Here is a 23,756-nt window from a genome sequence, read left to right as displayed (position 1 = left end):
CCCTCGTAAGGAATAAAAAGAGAAGGGTTAATGTACATAGCTAGCATTTGATTTGGAAGAAAGGATATAGCCTTGTATTTTGCGCTTCAAAGTTACATTTCTTTCTCTTTGAGAAAGCCATGTATGGTAATCTTGTTGTGTTTTCCATAACATACGAATCATATATTCTGTCTTATCATTTGTACGATGAACATGTGAAAACTCTATGTTAATACAACCGTTCGTTCCGGGAGAAGGATAATATTGTTTAAGCCCATAAAGAAGCTCACATTCATATCCGTACTTAATATGAATGAGTTTAGTAACAATAAACATATAAACACCTCTTTTACGATAATAGTAGGAAAGATAGCTTTACTATAATAGTGAACTTAAATAATATTATACTATTCAGAAAATTCAAAGTAAATGATAGATTTTCACTTAATAAAGGTATAAAAAAGCGAGTCATCTAGTGTAATAGAATGACTCGCTTTCAATTTGTAAGTTTCATTTTATAAGAAAATAAGAGTAAGTATACCTACGATAATACAATAGAAAGAGAAATATTTTAAATTTCCTTTTGCCATAATGTTCATAAACCATTTTAGTGAAATATACGTCATGATAAATGTTGCGATGAATGCAACAACATATGGCACGAATAATGTGTCTAGATTTGGATCATTTGCAATGTCAGTAATGCTTAACAATAAGCCACCTAAGCTAACAGGAATGTATAGTAAGAATGAAAAGCGAAGAGCTGTTTCTTGCTTCATACCAAGTAACATTGCTGCTACGATTGTGGCACCAGATCGGCTTATTCCGGGAATCAGTGCGCAAGCTTGTGCTAATCCGACGATGATTGCATCTTTCATAGAAAGGTCGCCATCATTTTTACGACCGCGTAAATTTCTAATAATCCAAAGGCCGACAGCAGTAATAAGAAGGGAAATCCCAACCATCTTCACACCTTTTAAGTACTGATCGATGTAATCTTTAAATAAAACACCAATAACACCTGCTGGAATGGTTGCAATAACAAGATAAATAATAAAGAAGAAATCTGATTTTGCGTCTTCTGCTCTTGTAAATATATAAGAGAGACCATTCTTCGTTAGACGAATTAAATCATTTCTATAAATAAGTAATACAGCTAATAATGAAGCTGAATTAACAAGTAGTTCGAAGCTAAACCCTTCTATTTTTAGTCCTAGCAAATGTTGTGCTAAAACGAGATGACCACTTGAAGAAATCGGAATTGGTTCTGTTAGTCCTTGGAACAGACCGAGAATTAAATATTTTAAAACGTAGTAAAATTGTTCCATAATAACCTCCTTGTTTATTAGTTGAAAGAAACAACTTTTCCATTATAACAAAGATATGGATGAATATTGAAAAGAAATAAATATTCGAAATAAAATAAAAATCCCTCATAGCAGTATAAGGGATTTTTATTTTTAATTAAGAATTTACTGTTCCTTGAAGACTTTTAGACAATTGAACATCGACTTTTTCAGCATCATGAATATGATTCATAATAGTAGTATTTAATTTTTGGAACATTTGTTGTGTGTTAGCGAATTCTCGTAATATGTCATCATTACAAGATTTTTGGTTTTCAATAGCCTTAATAACATTTGTAGCACCATTTTGTAACGTTTGAATCATAACTAAAATATTTTCAATTCTAGCATTTGTATCGGCGCTCATTTCTACACCTTCATCGACTAAATGTAAATTATCTTTTGTGTTATCGTATGCTTTTTCAATTTCTTCTTGAATTTTTTTCGTTAAGTTGCCTATGTTTTTTGTACTTTCTGCTGTACTTTCTGCTAGTTTTCTTACTTCATTGGCAACGACAGCGAATCCTTTACCGTGTTCTCCAGCACGTGCGGCTTCAATACTCGCATTTAAAGCAAGTAAATTTGTTTGTGCTGCAATGTTTTGAATGACTTCTACAATTTGCTCGATTTCCTTTGAGCGTTCGCTTAGATGATTCATACTATTAGACGTGCGTTGGGATTGTTCACCTAATTTATTAATTACAATAAGTAAGCGGTGAACGGATTCTTTACCTTCATTAGAGCAGTCAATAATTTCTGCAATAGACTGAATTAAGCTTTGTTCCTTTTGTAACATTTCATTATTTAACTCATTGGAATGTGTCGTACGTGTTGAAACATTTTCGAAACATGAACTTAATTGTTGAACTAAATTTTGGAGTGTATTGTGTTGGTTATTTACAAGTTGGTGCTCTTGGACAACGCTTTGTACACGATCGTGGATAGTAGAAATAGTCTCTTGTTTTTCAATATCTTTTTGTTTTAATTCTGCTTCTAATTCTTGTATACGCTCTTCTAATTGAGCAATTGTATGTTGGAGTGATTTCTTTTGAGTAAACATGTATTTATTTCAACCGCCTTCGAAAGTTATATTTTCTCTATATTTGGATTTTAGCATCTTTTGTATTTTTTAAATATAGGAATTGTTAAATATTTAAGAATCTATTACATTTTATTCATAATTCTCTTTTTTTTGTCACGAAAAATAAACTGTATTTAATCGTTTTGTAAACAAACTGTAAAATAAATCATGTATAACTGTATAAGAAGGGAGTCGGATTATGAACTATTTTAAGCGAATCAGCTGTCTAGTATTAGCAGGAATTATCGGTCTTTCTAGTACAGTCGCTGTTAAAGCAGAGTCAAACGACGAGAAACTTAACAACATGCAACAGCAATTGCAACAAAACGATGCAGAAATGCAAAAGAAAGAGCAAGAGAAGCAAGCTGTTAGTAAAGAAATTAAAGGTATCGAAAACGAACTACATAATTTAAATAATACAATTGCAAAAAATAAAGAGGATCAAGCTGCTATTCAACGTAAAATTGATGAAACACATAAGCAGATTGAACAAAAAAAGGAAGAAATTATCGTTTTGGAGGATAAAGTCCTTGCTCGTAAAGATATTATGAGAAAACGTATGGTTTCTGTTCAAAACAGTTCAAATACAAGTTTAGTAGTAGAAGTTGTAGTAGAGTCAAAAAACTTTGCAGACTTCTTACAACGTATGAACGCAGTTTCTACTATTCTAGAAGCTGATAAAGAAATTTTACGTCTACAAGAACAAGATCTTCGTCAAATTGAAGAAGATAAGAAAACAATTGACGAAAAAGAAGCATCTTTAGTAGTAGACAAACAAAAATTAGCAAAATCGCAAGCTGAACTGCAAGATAACTTGAAAAAACGTCAAGATAACTTACAAACAGTTCAAGCTAAATATAATGAGGTTGCAAGTCAACTTAATTTAGCAGCAGAAGAAAAAGCTAAAATTGAATCAAATATGAAGACAGTACAAGAAACGATTGCTCGTGAGCAAGAAGCAGCAAGAATTGCGGCAGAAGAGCGTGCAAAAGCAGAAGCGGCTGCAAAAGCAGAGCAAGAAGCTTTAGCGAAAGCGCAAGCAGAAATTGCTGAAAAGCAAAAGCAAGAAAAAGCTAGTAAACCAGCTGAACCAGTTGCTAATAATAATTCGAAGGTAGAACCTGCAAAACCTGCACAACCTGAACCATCTTCTAAGCCAACTGCTGGTGGGAAAGAAATTTATGTAGAAGCTACAGCTTATACAGCTGATCCAGGGGAAAATGGTTATGCACCAGGTCAACAAGTATTTTCTGCATGGGGACCAGGTGGTAAAGGTTATAATCTAACTGCAAACCCAGGAATGAAATTAATTGCTGTAGATCCAAATGTTATTCCATTAGGTAAGACTGTAAATGTTGAAGGTTATGGAGTAGCAATTGCAGCCGATACTGGTGGGGCTATTAAAGGGCATAGAATTGATGTTTTAATGCCAGATAAAGGTTCATCAAGTAGCTGGGGCAGAAGAACAGTTAAAGTTACAATTTTAAACTAACAAGTAATCCAACTTTACAATACGTAGAGTTGGATTTTTTTATAATAATAATGTTAAGTTGAGTTTACATTTTGTTAAGAATAGCATACAATAATGGTGAGAGGTGGTAAATTTGACCATTTTAAACAGAGTAAAAGAATTAAGAGCTCGTTTTAACTTTACACAAAGCGTATTAGCAGAAAAGGTTGGAGTAACGAGACAAACAATTGCAGCAATTGAAAAAGGGGATTACGTTCCTTCATTGTTACTAGCATTGACGATTTGTGATGTATTCCAGTTAAAGATGGAAGACGTGTTTGTTTTAAATAAGGAGGGGGAAGAGGATGAATAGAATTGGTTTTTCTTATATTATAAATGTACTCTATACTGCACTAGCATGCTGGACATTTGTTGAATTTTATAGTGTTATTACAGAGTTAGCAGATATATTTAAAAACGAGAAATTCACGTTTGAAGTAGCGGTTAATGGAGTACCATTTATTTTATTATTTATTGGAGCTATTATAGTTACAATTTTTTATAGAATTCAAAAGAAAAAATATAAGAATTTATCTTTTTGGATGTATCCATTATTATTTCCACTAGAAGATGAACGTGAAAAAGCGATTACGGATAAAGCTTGTCGAACAACATTTGTATCGTTATGGTTTGTGTTACCTTGTGCAGTTGGATTTTTAACTTTTTCGCCTATTATTAATGAATATCTTCCTGGATACCCATTATATATTCTATTTTCTATTTTCTTTATTCAAATGACAGTATTTCACGTATCACTATACAGAAATAAATTAGCTTAAAAAGAAACCTTCTTGCACCGGCAAGAAGGTTTCTTTTTAAGCTAATACTTGTACATATAGCGATATTATTTTATCATTTTATATAGAGTAAGATTTTGTAAGGGAAAGGAACTGTGTATGAATAAGCAAAGAATTTATAGTATAGTAGCAATTCTGCTATTTGTTGTAGGTGGCGTGTTAATTGGAAAGCCATTTTATGATGGATATCAGGCTGAAAAGAAACAGACTGAAAATGTGCAGGCTGTTCAAAAGATGGATTATGAAAAGCATGAGACGGAATTTGTAGATGCTTCCAAAATTAATCAACCAGACTTGGCGGAAGTAGCGAATGCATCATTAGATAAGAAACAAGTAATTGGTCGTATTTCGATTCCAAGTGTTTCAGTAGAACTGCCTGTTTTAAAAGCTTCTACTGAAAAAAACTTATTATCAGGTGCAGCGACAGTAAAAGAGAATCAAGTTATGGGAAAAGGAAATTACGCATTAGCAGGACATAATATGTCTAAAAAAGGTGTTTTATTTAGTGATATAGCTTCTTTGAAAAAAGGCGATAAAATTTATTTGTATGACAATGAAAATGAATATGAGTATGCGGTTACTGGTGTATCTGAAGTGACTCCTGATAAGTGGGAAGTTGTAGAGGATCATGGGAAAGATGAGATAACGCTTATTACATGTGTATCTGTAAAGGACAATTCTAAGCGTTATGTTGTTGCTGGTGATTTAGTAGGAACGAAGGCGAAGAAGTAAAAAAGAAGGGGAACTCTTTAAAGAGTTCCCCTTCTTTTTTACTAATGTTGAGAAATAATAGAATATTTCGGTTTGTATTTAATTATTCTTCTATTTATGTATAATAAATTTAGAATTCTATATTTTGGGAGGAACAAGAGTGAGACAACAGGTGAAGAAACTTCTTTTAACAACGAGTATAGCGTTATTGGTAGCTCCAATTTCAGCTTATGCGCATCCAGGGCGTACAGATGCTAATGGCGGACATACGTGTCGTACAAATTGTGAGAAGTGGGGATTACAGTACGGGGAATATCATTATCACAATAAACCAGCTTCTAGTAGTGGCGCAACGAGCCCAGCTCCTAGTCAGAATAATAATAGTGCTGTAGAAGCTGAGAGACAAGCAGAAACACAGCGCAATACTGAGGCTGAAAAACAACGTGCTGCAGAAGCACAGCGTAAAGCTGAAGAAGAGAGACAACGTGTAGCCGAGGAACAAAGAAAAGCTGAAGAGGCACGTAAGCAAGAGGAAGCGCAGCGCCAAGCTGATATGGAAAAAGGTCAACTTGAAGGTCAAAAGAATGGAGAAACTGATTTTAAAGCAGGAAAAAATGATGCAGAAGTGCATGTAGCTGGAAAATCTGATGCATATAAACAAGCGTTTAAAGCGACTTATGCAGCCGCATGGTCTTTAGAAGAGCAGAAGAAAACGCATTTTGAAAAAGGAAAAGAACAGGGTTTAGCACAAGAGACAATGGACGATAGTCAAGTTGCTCCAGAGTTTAAGGTAAACTTTGCAGAAGGATTCAAAGTAGGGAATAAAGAAAGAACAGAAAAAATTGAAAAAGAGCAAGCTGAATTAGGGGAAAAGACAGGGAAAGAATTAGCTGAAAAGAATCCTGGAAATAGAGAGAAAGAAGTATACGTGAAGGCATATGAAACAGCGTATGAAAAAGGCTATAAATCTACAAAAAAGGCAGTAGAAAAAGCTGGCTATAAGTATGCATTTGAAAACTATGATTTAAAAGTTCCTGCTAAGTATGAAAGAAATGAATTGTTAAAGAAATGGTTTACTGAAGGATTTAAATCGAATAAAAAAGCAGCGGAAACTCGAGAAGAAGGGTATAAAAAGGGAGACAGCTGGTTCTCATTCTTCTATAAGAGTTTCGTACCAAGTGAATATAAAGAACATAAAGAGCTGTACGAACAAGCAATCGAAAAAGGTAAAACAGCATAAAAAAAGATGAGGAGAAATTCCTCATCTTTTTTAATCCATCCATTTCACTAATTTCTTAGAAATTAATAATAAAACACAACCTAATACAATTGCCACAGCGCCAATAACTGTGAATACTTCAGCGTATCCAAGTGAAGTTGTGAAGCTTGCAAGTTGTCCGCCTAAAATGTTGGCGATACCTGAACTTGCTAGCCATACGCCCATTAGTAAAGATGCTAATTTTACCGGAGCAAGCGCACTAACCATTGATAGTCCGACAGGTGATAAGAATAGCTCACCTAACGTATGGAAAAGATACGTAAAGACGATAAATAGTAAGTTTGCTTTTTCTGTAATGTTATGTTCATCACTACCTGTTTTTAATGTAGCGATAACGAGAATGATATAACCGATACCGAGCAAGATCATCCCAAGTCCCATTTTAGTTGGGATTTTTAAATCACCCTGCTTGCGAGTTGCAAGTTTTGCCCATAATGCAGAAATGACTGGAGCAAGTAAAATAATAAATAATGGATTGACCGATTGGAACCAAGATGTTGGAACTTCCCATCCGAACACAGAGCGGTCTACAAATTTGTTTGTATATAATGTTAATGAGCTACCAGCTTGTTCAAAGCCAGCCCAGAAGAAGACAACGAAGCATGTTAAAATGACGATAACTGCGGTACGTTGTTTTTCTTTTTTTGTTAACGGTGTATCTCCTACTGATGGTTGTCCAGCAGCTGTTTGTAAATCGCGAGTTGGTTTTTTACCGATATTACCAAGGAAGCGATTTGAGAGTGTTGTAAATAAAATTTGTCCAATGATCATTCCGATTGAAGCGGCTAAGAAACCGTAACGGAATCCGTAATGTACAACGCCATCAACTGTTGTTTTGAATAAATTTTCTGATAAAAATCCGCAAACGAGTGGAGCTAAAAATGACCCGACGTTAATACCCATATAGAAAATGGTAAATGCACTATCACGTTTTGGATCGTTCTCTTCGTATAATTCTCCAACCAGTGTAGAGATGTTCGGTTTGAAGAATCCGTTACCGATAATAATAAGCGCTAATCCGAGGTATAGGCCTAATTGGTTTTGCAAGGCAAATAGTGTAAGGTTACCGATTGCCATTGTTATACCACCAATTGTGATTGCTTTTCGTCTACCTAGAAAACGGTCTGTTAAGTAACCACCAATCATTGGTGTGAAATAACAGGCTCCAGTATAAAATCCGTAAATAGAGAGTGCCCATGCGGGACTAAATCCAAGACCACCGCTTACTAAAGCTGTCGTTAAATATAATGTTAATAATCCTCGTAATCCATAGTAACTAAATCTTTCCCACATTTCTGTAAAGAAGAGTAAGTATAAACCTGGAGGATGTTTCTTTTTTCTTTGTTGTTCTTTTTCTAGTTGTATCGTTGATTCCATTTTATTTTCCTCCTGACACAAACAAAAACAAAGTTAATAATTTTGTATATTTAATATTTTACCTTATTAACTATTATAAGTCAATAAAGGTTGATTTTTCAGAAGAAATTGGAAAAGGGGGATAGCTATAGAAGGGGTGTTTCTTTTGTGATAGACTATGGACTATGTTTTCTTTGTAAGGAAGCAGGTTATTGTACTTTTTTTATATGTGGAATTGATTTCATAAGAGATGAAATTAAAGAAGGAGAAAGAAATGAAATTGTTACAGAAAAAAGAAATTTTACTTATTAGTCTTATGTTATTTTCGATGTTCTTTGGAGCAGGGAATCTTATATTCCCACCTTTTCTTGGATATGAAGCAGGAGAACATGTGTGGATTTCATTAGTAGGATTTATTATATCAGCAACAGGTCTTCCTATATTAGGTGTTATCTCTATTGCAAAAGCAGGAAGTTTTCAAACGTTAGCGGGTAGAGTTCATTCTTCATTTGCAATTATTTTTCCATGTATCGTGTATGTATTTATTGGACCTGGGCTTGGTATACCACGTGCGGGAAGTTTAGCCTTTGAAATGGGGCCAGGTCAGTTATTCCCTGAAGCAGGAAGCGGAGTATTATTGTTTTATACAGTTATTTTCTTTAGTATTGTTTATTGGTTAAGTTTATCACCATCTAAGTTAATGGGTTTGTTTGGGAAAGTTTTAACACCATTATTATTATGTATGATTGCCATTATTTTTATAAAAAGTATGTTTACATCAGTAGGTGGCGTGAAAGAGGCTGCGGGGAATTATGGACAAGCTCCTATGTTTCAAGGATTTTTAGATGGATATTTAACAATGGACGCGTTAGCTGCTTTAATTTTTGGAATTGTGATTGCAAATGCATTACGTGCAAAGGGTATTGAAGATGATAAAGGTTTAGCGAAATATATGAGTATTGCTGGAATCGGGGCAGGACTATTATTATCGATTATTTATGTCATCCTTGGATATGTGGGGGCAATTAGTGGCTCATTAGGAACATTTGATAACGGTGCGAAAGTGTTAGCACAAGTTATGATTACATTATTTGGACAGGGCGGAGTCGTTTTATTAGGTCTTATTTTTACTATCGCTTGTTTATGTGTTTCAATTGGACTTGTTACGTCTTGTAGTCAATTTTTTGCGAGTGCATTTCCGAAAGTATCTTATAAAGTGTGGGCATTTATAGTAAGCGTTGTTAGTATGATCTTAGCTAATTTAGGATTAACACAAATTTTAAAAGTATCAGTACCAATTCTTGGATTTATTTATCCAATTGCATTAACGCTTATTATTCTAGGGTTATTCCATAAGTATATTGGGAAGTATGCATACGTATATGCAGTAACTGTTTGGGTTGTAGCGATATTTAGTGCAATTGATATTTTAAATAAAAATGTAATGATGAATCAGTGGACGTCAGTATTAAAGTACCTTCCGTTTTATACGGAAGGTGTTGGGTGGATTGTTCCAGCTATTGTAGGCATGTGTCTTGGTTTCATCGTTAGCATTGCTTTAAATAAGAATAAATGAGTAAAAAGGTGTTTTCCTATTTTGGGAAGACACCTTTCTTTTTTTGGAAAAATACTATTGAAAATGAATAGACTAAGAGTATGATAAAGATAATTGGTAATATATAGGTTTAATGAGAGTTACGAATAAGGGGGTAGCATATGAAGAAGGATTTGGATAAGAAAATAGAAGCACTCGAAACGGCAATTGAAACGATTCAAGAAGCACTTGCTGAATTAAAGGTGAAGCAAAGGGAAATAGAAGTAGAAAACGCTCAGCAACATGTTAGTAAGGATAAGAAAGAATATATTGAAACGGTAATGGAGGAAAAGCCAAAAGAAGAAATAGTTAAGATAAAAGAGCCTTTGCAAGAACGTGAGGTAAAACAAGTAGATATATCTGCTTTTAAACCAGAGCCATTTAATATTATTAAGTTTTGTCAAACGTGGTTACCGCGTATATTTGTCGGTATTATGTTGCTTGGAGTGATCTGGTTATTTAAAGCAGGGGTAGATGCTGGTTTATTAACACCAGCAATACGAATTGTGTTTGGTATCGCATTATCTATCGGTTTGTATTATATAGGAGATATTCAAATTAAAAGAGAGCGGCAGGCGTTAGGATTAGTATTGGTTGGAGGAAGTATTTCGGGGATTGTTTTAACGACGTTTGCGGCACATTATTTGTATGCATTTATTCCGGCAAGTATCGCGTTTCTCTTTAATATTGCATGGGTTATTTTAGGGATTTATTTAGCGAAAAGATATAACTCGGAATACCTTACTATCTTCGTAGCGGTAGGAGCGTTCTTCGTGCCATTCTTGTTAAATAGTACGACTCCTAATCCTTATATTTTCTTTGGATATGAGACAGTGTTAACACTTAGTTTATTATGGTATGGATTGAAAAATCGTTATAAATATTTATATATGATTTCTTACGCTGTTGCGGCCATTGTTCTTTTTGTCTTCTTTGCTGTTATGTCAATATTATTAGAGAACTTGCAAATACAGTTAACGATTGTATATGGTTTGATTCATTTACTATTATTTTGGCATATGTTTACGGAGAGAAGTTTTATACCAGAACCGCGTTTGGCGATATTTAGTGCGAATGCAGTGTTCTTTATACTAGCTATTTCAAAAATACCTGATTTTACAACATGGGGATTAATTATTAGTGCACTCGTGCATGCCGCTATGTTCGTATTTGAATATAGGAAAAATAGACATTCTACATTTACAAATCTCTTATTTGGTTTCGCAATGGGAGCATTTAGTTTAGCGATTTTATACGAGTATAGTTTAGTGAATGCAGCGATCGTACTATTGTTACAAGGTTTCCTCGGTATGGTTACTTCTATTAAAGGAAAACAACAGATAAAGTTGTATGTTAGTGCAACGATTTACGCAATTGGAATGATACAGACGATTTTTAGCCCGTTTGATCAATTTATTTCGGCAGGTTTTGTTGCTCATCTTATTTTAATAGGAACGTTCTATTATTGCATGAGACAGGCGAAAGAAGTGTTAGCGAGTTTTGGTAAGTATGTGTACTCTATAGCACTCTACTGGTTAATGGTCATTGTATTTATTACAATCACTAGAATTGGTGAAGTTCTTTCTACAGATGGAAGTATAATTAGCGTATCTGTATCGTTATTATGGATGATATATGCGTTATTTGCAGTTTGGTTTGGCCGTTATAGACAGATGAATGAAATATTATATGCTGGATTAATCGTATTAGTAGTAACGGTAGGGAAGTTATTCCTACTTGACTTACCAGAGGTTTCGATGATGATTAGGGCAGTGTTATTCCTAATCGTCGGTAGTATAGGTATCGTTATTTCAAGAATGTTTTTCTCGAAGGAAGAGAAGTGAAAAGAAGGCAATCCATGTATGGATTGCCTTTTTCATTATTTTTTATTAATCGTTACAGTTTCATTATATTTCGCTGTTGTATTTTGACGTAGACGAAGCGTTGCTTGTCCAGTTGTATTTGAATCAATCTGTACATTTACAACTTTCTCAGCAGAGCCTAAGCTGTTTGTTGTGAAAGAGAAGGCACTACTATATCCAAAAGCAGATGGCCAAGTGCCGTTTGTATTTTGAATTTTTGCTACTTGTGTTCCACCAGTAGTGAATATACCTAAAGAATAGTTGTTATAAGTTGTATTAGGTAGTAAGTTGTTTACTTGAATCTTCATTTGGAAAATTTCATTGTTTGGTAGAATGCTAGGGTGTGTAACGACGTAGTCGCTTGTTGTTACCGCACCGTTATAACCGTATGAACCTGGTTTAAAAGTATTTGTATTAAACCATTGATAACCTGCATTTGGTGCACTCCAAGGTTCAGGTTGTGGTTCTGTTGATAAGCTTGGCTGTTCAAATGTTTGTAGAGCTGTAGGTGAATCAAGTTGTAAACCATTTACTTGATCTAAACTTGTAAATGTCTCTTTATTCGATAACCAATTTACGATGTTTTCTAATAAAATCGCATCGTTTTCTTCTTTATAACCATCGTAAGTTTTCTTTGTTTGGCCAGAATCTTCACGAACGTACTTTGGCGTAGCATCTTCAACAGGAGAAGAGTCACCAATAAAGGCAGCTTTTCCAAGTCCTACTTTTGCAATTGCAGCATATGGGCCTTCTGCAATACCACCGCCATTATAAACGCCACTATCAACAGCGTTATTCCATTTTGATGGATTTTCTGGAAGGTAAACAAGTCCTTTTGCTAGTTTTGGATTTGTAATTGCTAGAGTAGAACCAGCATGCATTGCTACAGAAGAAACACCTTTTGTAATTCCGAAAGATTGTTCAGGCGATACAATTGTTTTCGCTGAAACATCACCAAGTGCATTGTAGCGGAAGCGAATACCGAAGTTGTCAGATAGCCAATCAGAGCTTTCTACTCCTTGCATAGTTTGTGAATTTGCTTCTTCATTAGACATTCCTTTTGCTGGATTATCCCAAGCACCGCGTCTATATCCATTAAATACTTCAGAAGAGTCCCAGCGATTTTTATTACGATCCGCATTGTAATGATCGGCAATAAAGAAGATACTACCGCCATTTTTTACATATTGTAACATAGCGTCCTGCTCAGATTTTTTGTAAGGAATATTAGCTTCTGGAACGATAAATACATTGTAACCTTTTAAGTCTTCGTACGTAATAGGTGTTGATTTACGAAGTTCTTTTACGTGATAACCGTTTTTTGCAATGCCGTTTCCGAAGTCAGAAAAGCCGCCGTCAATAACCCAGTCAGCTGTCCCAGCAGTTTGACCGTGTGTATTATCGAATAATACTTTCTTCCCATTGTTTTGATTTACAACTTTTGCAGCAATTTCAGGAGCTGGGTCTACAGAGCTTTCGGCATAAGTAGACGGTATGAACGAGGTCCCTATACTTAGTGTAATTGCTGTTGCTAAAGAAAATGTAATCCATTTTTTATTCTTCATAGAAGAATCCCCCTAATAATAAATATATGTGCTTTAATAATGTAATTTATTTTTCTGTAAAAATAAAGACGGAAAACATAAAAAATATTAAAAGATTGTAAAAATACCGTGAATTTTGTTGAGAAATATTTATATAGATATAAAAACACCCCTTCCAAGTAATAAGGAAGGGGTGCTTTGCTTAACTAATTTTTGAGTTAGGTGTTTCATCAATCTTATGAAACCCTTTCATGTAATATACGATTGCTAAGCCGATAAGCCAAATTGGGCCGACAATCAATGCAATTCGTGTATCTTCTGAATACGCCATTATACCTAGTACTAATACAAGGAAAACGAGTGAGAAATATGAGCTTAATGGGTATAAAGGCATTTTATACGATAACTTTTGTTTATTTTGAGTAGGTAAGCTTTTACGGAATTTAATTTGAGCGACTAATATAATGCCCCAAGTCCAAATTGCGCCGAAAGTTGAAATGCTAGTAAGCCATGTAAATACCTTTGCAGGTACGAGATAGTTTAATATAACGCCAATGAGTAAAACGATAGCAGTTGCTACAATTCCTTGGCTTGGAATGCCATTTTTATTTAAACGACCAAATCTTTCAGGAGCTTTTTTCTGCTGAGCTAATGTAAATAGCATACGGCCTGTACTAAATAAACCGCCATTACAAGAAGAAAGAGCTGCTGTTAATACGACAAAATTAATAATACCTGCTGCTTTTGCGATACCAATTTGCTGGAATGTTAATACGAATGGGCTTCCTTTCTCACCAAGTTCGTTCCATGGATAAATTGCCATCATAACGAATAGAGCTCCTACGTAGAACAGTAATATTCTCCAAAACACGTTATCAATTGCTTTTGCGAGTGTTTTCTTCGGATTTTGAGCTTCACCAGCTGTAACACCGATTAATTCAACGCCTAAATAAGCGAATAGTACCATCTGCATGGAGAGTAGTAACCCAGAAAAACCATTTGGGAACCAGCCACCATGTGACCAAAGGTTTGAAATACCAGTAGCGATACCACCGTTTCCGAATCCGAATAAAATAATACCAGCTCCGACTACTATCATACAGATAATTGTGACAATTTTAATTAGAGCAAACCAAAACTCAAGTTCTCCAAATACTTTTACCGATAAGAAGTTAAAAGCGCTCATTAACAATAGAGCAAGTAACGCCCAAGTCCAGCGCGGGATATCTGGGAACCAGTACTGCATGTAAATGCCAGCTGCTGTAATTTCAGCCATACAAGTAACCACCCATAAGAACCAGTAATTCCAACCAGTAATATAACCAGCGAGTGGGCTGATATAATCATATGCATATTTACTAAAAGAACCGGCAACAGGTTGTTCAATTGCCATTTCCCCGAGAGCTCGCATAATGAAAAAAATAACGAGTCCGGCAATCATATAGCCTAGTAAAATAGAAGGACCGGCTAGTTTAATCGCGGAAGCGGATCCTAAAAATAGCCCAACGCCAATAGCTGAGCCCAGTGACATTAAAGTAATATGTCGTTCTTTTAAACCACGATTTAAAGTTCCAGATTTGTTTGTGTGCTGCATAAGAAGACTCCCCCTTGTAGAGTGAACGATATTTGAATGCGTTTACTAAATATTTAACTATTTCAAATTATAAAACATTTCTATCTGTTATGCTACAAAAATAATCATAATGAACTGTACTACATCTGTACTTGTCAGACTTAAACTTAAAATTCGAACTATTAGGGAATATGTTGACTCTTCTTTTTATTGATTGTTAAGATTAAGTATTATATTTTCTCACATACTAGTAAGAAAAAGAATGTGTGATAATAATTCAGGTGTAGGAAGGGTACATAAGCATGTTTCAATTACAAAAATATAACACTTCTGTGAAGCAAGAGTTTTTAGCTGGCATCACAACTTTTTTTACATTTGCGTATATTCTTGTCATCAATCCAAAAATATTATCTGATGCAGGTGTACCATTTGACCAAGCGTTTACAGCAACAATTATTGCAACCGTTGTTGGAACAGTAGGTATGGCGATTTTCGCGAATTACCCGATTGTTATTGCTCCAGCTATGGGAATGAATGCATATTTTGCTTATTCTGTTGTACAGAAGGCAGAAGGGATTACATATGTAGTTGCCTTTTCAGCTGTATTTGTGACGGGGATTATTTTTCTTTTATTATCTTTTACTTCGTTTAGGCAAAAGTTAATTTTAGCAATTCCTGATAGTTTAAAGCATGCAATTGCAGGTGGAATTGGACTATTTATTGCTTTTATTGGATTGCGCCTTTCTGGAATTATCGTGGATCATCCATCTAATTTAGTTACGATTGGTGATTTTCATTCTTCAGCTGTTATTTTAACTTTAATTGGTTTAATATTAGCGGCGGTATTAATGACATTACGTGTGAGTGGTGCATTATTTATTAGTATGATTGTGACAGGAGTTATCGCCTTCTTTACAGGGCAATTGAAGTTTGCTGATAAAATTGTGGCGATGCCTCATTTGCCAGAGGGTATTATCGTTTCAAACCCAATCAATGCATTTTCAGATGTAATTGAATACGGATTATATGGTGTTGTATTTTCATTTTTACTTGTACTTTTATTCGATACAACAGGTGCATTACTTGGTTTAATTAAACAAGCAGGTTTAATTACAGACAATACAGAGAAGCGTTTTGGTAAAGCGTTTATTGCAGATGCAATTGGCGGGACTACAGGTTCTATCTTTGGAACAAGCCCAACAGCAGCGACGATTGAATCGTCAGCAGGTATTGCTGCAGGTGGTAAAACTGGATTAACAGGGATTGTAGTTGTTGGTCTAACAATTATAACGGCATTTTTTAGTCCTGTTATTGCTTCTTTATCAAGTGTAGCCGCTATTACAGCTCCTTCGTTAATTATAGTAGGTAGTTTAATGGCACAAAGCATTCGAGATATTAATTGGAATGAATTTGAAGATGCGTTACCAGCATTTTTAATTTTTATAGGTATTCCGTTAACATCTAGTATTGCAAATGGAATCGCAATTGGATTTTTAGTATATCCAGTCTTGAAAATTGTGAAGGGTAAAGGGATGGAAGTACATCCATTACTATACTTATTTGCATTCTTATTTGGATGTCATTTATTCTTATAATATAAATATAGGAGAGGGCCTTCTTATGGGAGGCTCCCTTTTTGTGTATAATAAAGTGAAACTATAGGCAGTAGGGGGATATCCTCACTGTGTATTAGCCCGCACCAATTGGGATAAGGTGAAAACTTAATTGATTTCGTAAAATATAAATTACTTAATGGAATATATATGTTACAATAGAGGTAGAGGAGGAACATGAATGGCTGTAAGTAAAATAAAAGTCGCGCGTGTTCAGTTAGATTTAACACAGCAACAATTAGCAGAAAAAGTAGGCGTTACAAGGCAAACGATTAGTTTAATTGAGAAGGGGAAATACAATCCATCTTTAGATTTATGTTTAAAAATTTGTTATGCAGTAGATAAAACGTTGAATGATTTGTTTTGGGAGGAAAAGGAGTGGTAGGATGAAAATCGTGAAAGATGAACGTTTAATGATTGAAGGGTTAAAACATATTAGATTAGCTTTCATCTTACAAAATATCGTCATACTAGCTATCGTCTTTTACCGCTATGTCTTGCAAGGGGCAGGATATGAAAATGTTTCGGATTTATTAATGGTATTTATGGGCGGGATAATAATTATTAACTTTTTAAATCTGAAAAATTCAGTGGAAGTGTATGAGCATACGGGCGGAGTGTCGCGTCGTTATTTTATGAAGCTATTATTCATTCCGGTGGGTATTATTATTGGGATTTTAGCTATTTGTATCGTTGTAACACCAGATATTTCGATAAAGGAAATTAGTATGACAGGACTTATTATGTTTGCTTGTTTTTTAGTTCCAAGTTTGTTTATATACATATATATGAAAAAAATAAAAAGAGAAGATTGAAATATAAGAAAGGCTTTCCTATATTGAGGAAAGCCTTTCTTATATCTTTTTATACAAAACTTTATGAAGGCCAATTGGTTCAATTTCAAAAATTTCACCATGCTCCTGAAAGCCTAATCGCTTGTAATAGTCAGTTACAGTAATTCGGCCATTACACCATAGGATGTTTGCTTTTCGTTCTTTTAAAACTTGTTCTGCCTTATGAATTAAGGAGCTTCCAGCTCTTTTGTTCCGAAAGTTAGGTAATGTTGCCATTCCTCGTAGTCTATAATGGATACCATTTTGTAAATCAGGATATATTTCTTTTGAGAAGGAAGTGATGCTAATCAACTCAGCGTTTATAAAGGCGCCTAAGTGGAATGTGTCTTTTTCGTAGTCAGAAGAGTATTTACAGTCTGCTAGGGACTGATTTGGACGCAACACCGCTTGGCGTAATAAGTGTGTCTCGGATGCATCAATATATTGCACAGTAATCATGTTATCATCCTTTCTTATAAACCTTTTTCTATAAGTTGTATAAAGAAGTATGCAGGTGCAGCTAGAAGGCCGAGTATACTAGCGGTTCCGAGGAAGAGTGAAAGTAAAAGGCATGAGTATTTAACTCCAGTTGATTTTTTCCAACCATAGCTGCAAATTTCAATGCTAACACCGATGAGAATAATGGCGATGAGTACTTCCGCTAATAATAAGAGAGCTAAAGTTACAATAGACATAATGTAATCCATCCTCATAATATGTGATAGTAACATTTTACCATATGAAGTTAAAAAAATGCCCCTCAATTATGTGAGGGGCATTTTTTACTCTAATATGTTTTTTAGTGTATCGATATGTTCTTTTGAACCTGTTACAAGTAATGTGTCACCGTGTTGTAGTCTTGTATCACCATGTGGTATTAATGCTTTGTTACCGCGGTAGATTTGAATGACAAGTACATCACCTAAAAATGGGAGGCGGCGAAGCGCAACGCCGTTATATTTATTGCTGCGCAGTTCAACTTCGCGTACTGTTTCGTTTGCTGTTGTAATTAAGCGAACGAGACTAGGTTTATCAATAAGCGCACGTAATAAAATACGTGTAGAGTTAATTGTTGAGAATACAGCGATATGTTCTTGCGTTGCTTTTTCTTGTAGAAGTGGATCTTCTACACTTGCAATAACATGTTCAACACCTAGCTCTTTTGCATGTTCTGCCAATAATAAGTTTTGTTCATCATCACTGGTTGCAACAACGACGCGATCTGCATCAAATGCTGTTTGTTCAGTTAATGATGCGATTGTGATGTCATCTAATTTTACGATAGGGAAGTCATGCGATTTCGCTTCTTCATCATTTATTTTGTTTTGACGCATCATATATAGCGTTACGTCATAATCTTCTCGTTTTAAATCTAGTGATAACGGAAGGGTAATTCTGCTCGCGCCAATAATAGCTACTTTTGGTTTTGGTGTTTCTACTTTTGGGAACATTTTTTTAAACAATATAGGTGCAAAAATACAAGTAATAACTGCGCTTAAAATAAGAGAGGCAGATAAACTTGGACTGATAATCCCCAGTTTTTCACCAATTTGTGCAGCCGCAATAACTAAAGAAAGTGTCGATGTTAATAAAATTGCACTTCCAAGTACTATATTACGTGGATACCATTTTCGTAAGACGAGTGATGGTAAGAGTTTTGAAATAAAGAGTCCTACAATTAAGATTGGGATCATTAGCATGCTAGAAGGTTCTTTGAAAATAGACCATACCTCTAGATTTACACCAACCATTACGAAGAAAATAGGGATGAAGAAACCATAGCCGATGGAATCAAGTTTTTCAACCATATCTTCATTTGGTGATAATAACGATACAAGTACACCTGCTAAGAAGGCACCTAAAATATTTTCTGCTCCAACAGATTCCGATAACCCTACTAATATTAAAATGAGTGCAAAAACAGCTCGTGTATCAATTTGTACACTACCAGCTTTTAAACTATCTAAGTATGGAATGTTTTTAAAGCGTTTTGCAATAAAGTAAATGACAATACCAGCACCGAATAGAAGAAGTAGGAGCCACATACTTTGGCCGCTTTCGGAATTTAATCCGACGAAAACAGCGAGTAAAATCATTGTAACTAAGTCTGCAATAACAGCAACTAATAAAATGATTTGTCCGATTGCAGTTTTTCCTAGGTTGTTTTCTTTTAATGTTGGTACAACAACACCTAAAGAAATAGTTGAAATAATTAAAGTCATGAACATTGCATTATCTACAAATCCTAGCCATACGAATAGTAATGATAGGGCATAAGATAAGATGAAAATAAATAAGAAGATAATGCTTGCTACTTGAAATGTATTTGGCTCGTTTGTCGTATTTTTTTTCCCTTTTTGTTTAAAGATAGAAAAATCAATTTCTAAACCGCTTAAGAACATGAGGAAGATAAATCCTAATGTTGATAAAACTTGAAGCCATATATCTGGCTCAATAATATTAAACCCACTTTTACCTACAAAGATTCCTGCAATAATTTCTGCAACGACAACAGGAAGTGCTTTTAATTTAAAGCGTTGTAACAAAAGGGGAACGAAAAACGCGATTGCAACGACAACCATAAGTGATAGAACAGAAGTATGATGTTCCATTGCGTTCTCTCCCTTCAAATAAATATAGTACCTATTTAGCCATATAATAGGTAGAAAAGCAACGCATATGGATTCGATTTCATAAAGAAAGATTTTTCTTAACATTTGTCATAATAAGTATATTTTTCATGATTCTGTTGTTAATTCCGTAATGTGGATGTAATAGGGGAGGGGATAAAAAAAGACTGCTGAGGAATCTCAGCAGTCTTTTTCATGTACATTACATTGAGAAGAAGATCCATACAGTTAAACCAACTGTTGCAGTTGCAACGAAGAAACTGTATATCATTGTAAGAATTTGAACTCTTCCTTCTCCTTCTTTTAAATGCATGAACATAATTAATTGTAACAATGCTTGCGCAACAGCCATTATGATAATAGTTGTTAAGACTGTTGAAAGTGGCAATGTTGTGTAAAGTGCCACGTATAACGCTAGAAACGTTAATGCAAGCGATAAAATAAATCCGAAAACGTGTGACCAAGGGAATCCGCTATGCGCATGCCCGTTTGCTTGATTGTTGTTTTGAGCCATTTACGCCACCATCCCGTTCAAGTAAACTAGTGTGTAAATAAAGACCCAAACTAGATCAAGGAAATGCCAGTATAAGCTGATAATGAATACTTTACGAGCTGTAACTGGTGTTAAACCTCGTTTTAAAATTTGGATAATAACACAAGTTGCCCAAATGATACCGCCTGTTACGTGGGCTCCGTGCGTTCCAAGAAGAACGAAGAATGCAGATAGGAAAGCACTTGTTTGAATTGTTGCGCCTTCACCGATGTACATAATGAACTCTTCGATTTCAAAGAATAGGAAACCTGCACCTAAAAGTAATGTAAGGATGAACCATCCAAGCATTGCTTTTTGGTTGTGCTTACGCATTTCGTGAATTACGATACCACATGTGAAACTACTTGTTAAAAGTAGTAATGTTTGAATTAAAAGCGTTTTAAGTTCAAACAGTTGCGCTGGAGTTGGGCCATCTGCCGTACGACCAGCAAGGACTAGATAAGAGGCGAAAAGTGTTGCGAACAGCATAATTTCAGCCCCAAGAAAAATCCAGAATCCTAGGATATTCAATCTGCTTTGTTCGGATTGATATTCCAAAGGTAAGCTTTTATCTAAAGCCGCCATGTCATTTCACCTCTCATGCTATATGTTCTGTTTCTTTAATTTCATCAACACTTACGTAGTAGCCATCATCATAATCGAATGAACGATAGATTAAGCAAGCTAAAATACCAACGCCGCCGATTGCTGCAAGCCAGAACCAGCTAAATACTAATGCGAAACCTGCAAGACCGAAGAATAAAGACGCAATAATAGGCACACCAGAGTTACTTGGCATGTGAATTGGTTTGATATCTTCTGCTGCTGGTGTAACTGTTTCTCCGCGTTTTTTCATGTACCAGAAAGCATCAGCTTCTTTGATTTCAGGAAGTTTCGCGAAGTTGTAATGTTGTACAGGAGATTGAGTTGCCCATTCAAGTGTACGGCCATCCCATGGATCTCCAGTTGTGTCACGTTCACCGTGACGTGCACTCCAAATTACGTTGTAGCAAAGAAGTAGGAAGCCAATACCCATCATTACCGCACCAACAGATGCGATTTGGTTTAGCCATCCCCATCCAAGACTTTCAGAGTAAGTGTACATACGACGAGTCATACCGTCTAAACCTAAGAAGTACATTGGGAAGAAACAGATGTTGAATCCGCTCATAAAGATCCAGAATGTCCATTTACCTAGGCGTTCATTTAACATATGACCAGTCATTTTTGGATACCAGAATGTGAATCCAGCAAGCATAGCGAATACTGTACCTGCGATTAATACGTAGTGGAAGTGAGCGATTAGGAAGTAGCTGTTATGGTATTGATAATCAGCTGCTGCCATTCCAAGCATAACCCCTGTAACCCCACCGACTACGAAGTTTGGAATAAATGCCAATGACCAAAGCATTGGAACTGTAAAACGGATACGTCCTTTATACAGTGTAAACAACCAGTTAAAGATCTTAACCCCGGTTGGAATCGAAATCGCCATTGTCGAAATCGAGAAGAATGAGTTAACCGCTGGACCTGCACCCATCGTGAAGAAGTGGTGAAGCCATACGACGAAACTTAGTAAAGAAATTGCAACCATTGAGTATACCATCGCACTGTAACCGAATAGACGCTTACGTGAGAATGTACTAATGATTTCAGAGAAAATACCGAATGCCGGTAAAATAACGATATATACTTCAGGGTGACCCCATACCCAGAACAGGTTGGCCCATAACATCGGCATACCGCCGCTCGCCATCGTAAAGAAGTGAGCATCGAATAGACGGTCAAATGTCATTAATGCAAGAGCAACTGTTAATACTGGGAAAGCGAAAATAATGATAATTGTTGTAATTAAGATTGACCAAGTAAACATTGGCATTCTCATTAAAGTCATACCAGGTGTACGCATTTTTAAGATAGTAACAAGGAAGTTAATACCGGTCATTAGCGTACCGAGACCTGAAATCTGTAATGCAATTGCGTAGTAGTTATTTCCTACGCCTGAAGTAAACTCTGTACCTGCCATTGGGAAGTAAGAAGTCCACCCAGCGTCTGGAGAACCACCGATTACGAAAGCGATGTTGAATAACATTGCTCCGACAAAGAATAACCAGAAACTTAAAGCATTTAAGAACGGATATGCAACGTCACGAGCACCAATTTGTAATGGTACTACAAGGTTCATTAATCCCATAACGAATGGCATTGCCATGAAAAGAATCATTACTGTACCATGCGTTGTAAAGATTCCGTTATAGTGTTCAGCGTTTAAATAAGTTGTTTCTGGGAATGTTAACTGTGCACGGATCATTAAACCATCCATACCACCACGGAATAACATGATAACCGCAGAAATAATATACATGGCTCCGATTTTTTTATGGTCAACAGTTGTCAACCATTCGTCCCAAAGCCATTTCCATTTTTTATACTTTGTTAGTACGAAAATGATTGCTAATGTCACAAGAACGATAGAAGCGTCTGCACCGTAAATAATCGGGTCACCTGTGACAAAGAATTCATCAAGCTTCACTGTGTTCACTCCAATCTGTTGGAATAATAGCTATTATTTTTTGTTTTTGTAGTAGTTGTAATCACAATATTCAAGTGATTTTGGATCTACATAACTTAAGTGGTGACTAGAGAATGTCATACGACCAACTACACCAGGTTTAACAATTTCGTTGTACTTAGCTTCTGTTAGTTTAGGAGCAGTTTCTTGTACTTCTTTAACCCACTTGTCATATTTCTCTTTAGTTTTCGCTTCAACTTCGAACTCCATGTGTGTGAATCCTTCACCAGAGAAGTTCGCACTACGGCCTAGGTAAGAACCTGGCTTGTCAGCTTGTAAATAAAGATCCATAATCATGCCATCCATTGTGTACTTCATACCACCAAGTTCTGGTACCCAGAAAGCATTCATTGGGCCGACAGAAGTCAGTTTGAATTGAATTGGTACACCAGCTGGGATGTTTAAATAGTTAACGGTTTCAATTTTTTCCTCTGGGTAACTGAATAACCATTTCCAGTTTGCAGATGTAACATAAATTTCAACTGGTTTAATATGTTTGGACTCTTTCGGAACCTCTTCCGAAGCATAAGTTGCTTTTACTGTTGGAATCGATAATGCGATAACGATAATAACAGGAACAAGCGTCCAAATAATTTCTAGTAATGTGTTACCGTGTTGTTCAGGTGGCTCATAGTCCATATTCTCTGGTTTTTCACGATAACGAATCAAGATGACTGTAAACAGAATGAATACAATTGCGATAATTAATGACATAAGCAAGAATGACCAAACAATTAAATCATACTGTGCTTTTGCAACAGGTCCTTGCGGATTTAATACTGCGAGTTTTTTATCACAGCCACCGAGGAACAGAAGTAATGATAACGGAAGAAGCGAAGCCAACTTCCAAAACGCTTTCTTTAGTTGCACGATTGAAAATCTCCTTTCTCCTTGGATTGAAACTATGCCAATAAAACAATATAAACCTATTAATTTATAGAAGG

Annotated in this window: 23 protein-coding genes; 10 read left to right on the top strand and 13 right to left on the bottom strand. The window is 35.5% G+C overall.

What is annotated here, in order from left to right:
* Positions 1 to 27: 27 nt before the first annotated feature.
* The 3 genes from H6481_RS10765 to H6481_RS10755 form a co-directional block, all read right to left on the bottom strand.
* Positions 28 to 315, bottom strand: coding sequence for a hypothetical protein (locus tag H6481_RS10765; RefSeq protein WP_000471243.1), 288 nt, complete (start codon positions 313 to 315; stop codon positions 28 to 30).
* 179 nt (positions 316 to 494) lie between these two features.
* Positions 495 to 1,307 carry an undecaprenyl-diphosphate phosphatase gene (locus H6481_RS10760; protein ID WP_064532065.1) on the bottom strand — a complete coding sequence of 271 codons (813 nt, stop codon included), beginning with the start codon at positions 1,305 to 1,307 and terminating at the stop codon, positions 495 to 497.
* A 136-nt stretch (positions 1,308 to 1,443) separates the two neighbouring features.
* On the bottom strand, positions 1,444 to 2,385 hold the full coding sequence (locus tag H6481_RS10755) for a methyl-accepting chemotaxis protein (protein ID WP_000495032.1): 942 nt from the start codon (positions 2,383 to 2,385) through the stop codon (positions 1,444 to 1,446).
* Positions 2,386 to 2,605: 220 nt separating this feature from the next.
* Here H6481_RS10755 and H6481_RS10750 point away from each other — a divergent pair, with 220 nt between their 5' ends.
* From H6481_RS10750 to H6481_RS10730, 5 genes are all read left to right on the top strand, one after another.
* Positions 2,606 to 3,898: a 3D domain-containing protein gene (locus H6481_RS10750; RefSeq protein ID WP_071732213.1), complete on the top strand. Its 1,293-nt coding sequence runs from the start codon at positions 2,606 to 2,608 to the stop codon at positions 3,896 to 3,898.
* Positions 3,899 to 4,010: 112 nt separating this feature from the next.
* Entirely contained in the window at positions 4,011 to 4,229 is a 219-nt protein-coding gene (locus H6481_RS10745) for a helix-turn-helix transcriptional regulator (protein WP_000154019.1), read from the top strand.
* Positions 4,222 to 4,695, top strand: a complete 474-nt coding sequence (locus tag H6481_RS10740) for a DUF2178 domain-containing protein (RefSeq protein ID WP_078994575.1) — start codon at positions 4,222 to 4,224, stop codon at positions 4,693 to 4,695. The genes H6481_RS10745 and H6481_RS10740 overlap by 8 nt, the downstream gene beginning before the upstream one ends.
* Positions 4,696 to 4,812: 117 nt before the next feature.
* Positions 4,813 to 5,445: a class A sortase gene (locus tag H6481_RS10735; RefSeq protein ID WP_001041724.1), complete on the top strand. Its 633-nt coding sequence runs from the start codon at positions 4,813 to 4,815 to the stop codon at positions 5,443 to 5,445.
* A 139-nt stretch (positions 5,446 to 5,584) separates the two neighbouring features.
* Positions 5,585 to 6,664 carry a YHYH domain-containing protein gene (locus tag H6481_RS10730; RefSeq protein WP_182811650.1) on the top strand — a complete coding sequence of 360 codons (1,080 nt, stop codon included), beginning with the start codon at positions 5,585 to 5,587 and terminating at the stop codon, positions 6,662 to 6,664.
* A 30-nt stretch (positions 6,665 to 6,694) separates the two neighbouring features.
* Here H6481_RS10730 and H6481_RS10725 read toward each other — a convergent pair whose 3' ends face one another.
* A complete protein-coding gene (locus H6481_RS10725) occupies positions 6,695 to 8,080 on the bottom strand; it encodes a peptide MFS transporter (protein ID WP_064532071.1) in 1,386 nt (461 codons plus the stop codon).
* A gap of 253 nt (positions 8,081 to 8,333) precedes the next feature.
* On the opposite strand from H6481_RS10725, the gene brnQ reads away from it, so the two are divergent.
* Positions 8,334 to 9,635, top strand: a complete 1,302-nt coding sequence (gene brnQ / locus H6481_RS10720) for a branched-chain amino acid transport system II carrier protein (RefSeq protein WP_098855262.1) — start codon at positions 8,334 to 8,336, stop codon at positions 9,633 to 9,635.
* 140 nt (positions 9,636 to 9,775) lie between these two features.
* Positions 9,776 to 11,497 (top strand): DUF2339 domain-containing protein, encoded by a 1,722-nt coding sequence (locus H6481_RS10715; RefSeq protein ID WP_182811647.1) that lies wholly within the window; start codon positions 9,776 to 9,778, stop codon positions 11,495 to 11,497.
* Between the two features lie 35 nt (positions 11,498 to 11,532).
* On the opposite strand, the gene H6481_RS10710 is transcribed toward H6481_RS10715, so the two are convergent.
* Positions 11,533 to 13,080 carry a DNA-binding protein gene (locus tag H6481_RS10710; RefSeq protein WP_000791514.1) on the bottom strand — a complete coding sequence of 516 codons (1,548 nt, stop codon included), beginning with the start codon at positions 13,078 to 13,080 and terminating at the stop codon, positions 11,533 to 11,535.
* A 181-nt stretch (positions 13,081 to 13,261) separates the two neighbouring features.
* Positions 13,262 to 14,653 carry an amino acid permease gene (locus tag H6481_RS10705; protein ID WP_001164901.1) on the bottom strand — a complete coding sequence of 464 codons (1,392 nt, stop codon included), beginning with the start codon at positions 14,651 to 14,653 and terminating at the stop codon, positions 13,262 to 13,264.
* A gap of 281 nt (positions 14,654 to 14,934) precedes the next feature.
* On the opposite strand from H6481_RS10705, the gene H6481_RS10700 reads away from it, so the two are divergent.
* From H6481_RS10700 to H6481_RS10690, 3 genes are all read left to right on the top strand, one after another.
* Positions 14,935 to 16,227 carry an NCS2 family permease gene (locus H6481_RS10700; protein WP_071732209.1) on the top strand — a complete coding sequence of 431 codons (1,293 nt, stop codon included), beginning with the start codon at positions 14,935 to 14,937 and terminating at the stop codon, positions 16,225 to 16,227.
* Positions 16,228 to 16,426: 199 nt separating this feature from the next.
* A complete protein-coding gene (locus H6481_RS10695) occupies positions 16,427 to 16,630 on the top strand; it encodes a helix-turn-helix transcriptional regulator (protein WP_000301183.1) in 204 nt (67 codons plus the stop codon).
* A gap of 1 nt (position 16,631) precedes the next feature.
* A complete protein-coding gene (locus H6481_RS10690; RefSeq protein ID WP_063546476.1) occupies positions 16,632 to 17,060 on the top strand; it encodes a hypothetical protein in 429 nt (142 codons plus the stop codon).
* A gap of 39 nt (positions 17,061 to 17,099) precedes the next feature.
* On the opposite strand, the gene H6481_RS10685 is transcribed toward H6481_RS10690, so the two are convergent.
* The 7 genes from H6481_RS10685 to H6481_RS10655 form a co-directional block, all read right to left on the bottom strand.
* Positions 17,100 to 17,537, bottom strand: a complete 438-nt coding sequence (locus tag H6481_RS10685; RefSeq protein ID WP_182811645.1) for a GNAT family N-acetyltransferase — start codon at positions 17,535 to 17,537, stop codon at positions 17,100 to 17,102.
* 14 nt (positions 17,538 to 17,551) lie between these two features.
* Positions 17,552 to 17,809 (bottom strand): DUF4022 family protein, encoded by a 258-nt coding sequence (locus H6481_RS10680; RefSeq protein WP_071732208.1) that lies wholly within the window; start codon positions 17,807 to 17,809, stop codon positions 17,552 to 17,554.
* Between the two features lie 51 nt (positions 17,810 to 17,860).
* Complete coding sequence (locus H6481_RS10675) at positions 17,861 to 19,690, bottom strand: monovalent cation:proton antiporter family protein (RefSeq protein ID WP_063546478.1); 1,830 nt, start codon at positions 19,688 to 19,690, stop codon at positions 17,861 to 17,863.
* Between the two features lie 220 nt (positions 19,691 to 19,910).
* Positions 19,911 to 20,222, bottom strand: coding sequence for a cytochrome aa3 quinol oxidase subunit IV (qoxD, locus tag H6481_RS10670; RefSeq protein ID WP_000068425.1), 312 nt, complete (start codon positions 20,220 to 20,222; stop codon positions 19,911 to 19,913).
* On the bottom strand, positions 20,223 to 20,825 hold the full coding sequence (gene qoxC / locus H6481_RS10665; protein WP_000729314.1) for a cytochrome aa3 quinol oxidase subunit III: 603 nt from the start codon (positions 20,823 to 20,825) through the stop codon (positions 20,223 to 20,225).
* A 13-nt stretch (positions 20,826 to 20,838) separates the two neighbouring features.
* A complete protein-coding gene (gene qoxB / locus H6481_RS10660) occupies positions 20,839 to 22,773 on the bottom strand; it encodes a cytochrome aa3 quinol oxidase subunit I (RefSeq protein ID WP_000762374.1) in 1,935 nt (644 codons plus the stop codon).
* A gap of 33 nt (positions 22,774 to 22,806) precedes the next feature.
* Entirely contained in the window at positions 22,807 to 23,682 is an 876-nt protein-coding gene (locus H6481_RS10655; protein WP_001176165.1) for a cytochrome aa3 quinol oxidase subunit II, read from the bottom strand.
* Positions 23,683 to 23,756 lie beyond the last annotated feature (74 nt).

The organism is Bacillus sp. ME78 (assembly GCF_903970865.1).
GTDB lineage: Bacteria > Bacillota > Bacilli > Bacillales > Bacillaceae_G > Bacillus_A > Bacillus_A cereus.
The sequence above is the reverse complement of the archived record's forward strand: the minus strand, read 5'-3'. Positions and strand labels throughout refer to the sequence as shown.

What these genes read in the sequence shown, in the direction of transcription:
- H6481_RS10715 (WP_182811647.1), top strand. Translation starts at nt 9,776, where the DNA reads ATGAAGAAGGATTTGGATAAGAAAATAGAAGCACTCGAAACGGCAATT.
- H6481_RS10680 (WP_071732208.1), bottom strand. Translation starts at nt 17,809, where the DNA reads ATGTTACTATCACATATTATGAGGATGGATTACATTATGTCTATTGTA.
- qoxD (WP_000068425.1), bottom strand. Translation starts at nt 20,222, where the DNA reads ATGGCTCAAAACAACAATCAAGCAAACGGGCATGCGCATAGCGGATTC.
- brnQ (WP_098855262.1), top strand. Translation starts at nt 8,334, where the DNA reads ATGAAATTGTTACAGAAAAAAGAAATTTTACTTATTAGTCTTATGTTA.
- H6481_RS10675 (WP_063546478.1), bottom strand. Translation starts at nt 19,690, where the DNA reads ATGGAACATCATACTTCTGTTCTATCACTTATGGTTGTCGTTGCAATC.
- H6481_RS10755 (WP_000495032.1), bottom strand. Translation starts at nt 2,385, where the DNA reads ATGTTTACTCAAAAGAAATCACTCCAACATACAATTGCTCAATTAGAA.
- H6481_RS10700 (WP_071732209.1), top strand. Translation starts at nt 14,935, where the DNA reads ATGTTTCAATTACAAAAATATAACACTTCTGTGAAGCAAGAGTTTTTA.
- H6481_RS10750 (WP_071732213.1), top strand. Translation starts at nt 2,606, where the DNA reads ATGAACTATTTTAAGCGAATCAGCTGTCTAGTATTAGCAGGAATTATC.
- H6481_RS10735 (WP_001041724.1), top strand. Translation starts at nt 4,813, where the DNA reads ATGAATAAGCAAAGAATTTATAGTATAGTAGCAATTCTGCTATTTGTT.
- H6481_RS10695 (WP_000301183.1), top strand. Translation starts at nt 16,427, where the DNA reads ATGGCTGTAAGTAAAATAAAAGTCGCGCGTGTTCAGTTAGATTTAACA.
- H6481_RS10710 (WP_000791514.1), bottom strand. Translation starts at nt 13,080, where the DNA reads ATGAAGAATAAAAAATGGATTACATTTTCTTTAGCAACAGCAATTACA.
- H6481_RS10760 (WP_064532065.1), bottom strand. Translation starts at nt 1,307, where the DNA reads ATGGAACAATTTTACTACGTTTTAAAATATTTAATTCTCGGTCTGTTC.
- H6481_RS10690 (WP_063546476.1), top strand. Translation starts at nt 16,632, where the DNA reads ATGAAAATCGTGAAAGATGAACGTTTAATGATTGAAGGGTTAAAACAT.
- qoxC (WP_000729314.1), bottom strand. Translation starts at nt 20,825, where the DNA reads ATGGCGGCTTTAGATAAAAGCTTACCTTTGGAATATCAATCCGAACAA.
- H6481_RS10725 (WP_064532071.1), bottom strand. Translation starts at nt 8,080, where the DNA reads ATGGAATCAACGATACAACTAGAAAAAGAACAACAAAGAAAAAAGAAA.
- H6481_RS10685 (WP_182811645.1), bottom strand. Translation starts at nt 17,537, where the DNA reads ATGATTACTGTGCAATATATTGATGCATCCGAGACACACTTATTACGC.
- H6481_RS10765 (WP_000471243.1), bottom strand. Translation starts at nt 315, where the DNA reads ATGTTTATTGTTACTAAACTCATTCATATTAAGTACGGATATGAATGT.
- H6481_RS10705 (WP_001164901.1), bottom strand. Translation starts at nt 14,653, where the DNA reads ATGCAGCACACAAACAAATCTGGAACTTTAAATCGTGGTTTAAAAGAA.
- H6481_RS10740 (WP_078994575.1), top strand. Translation starts at nt 4,222, where the DNA reads ATGAATAGAATTGGTTTTTCTTATATTATAAATGTACTCTATACTGCA.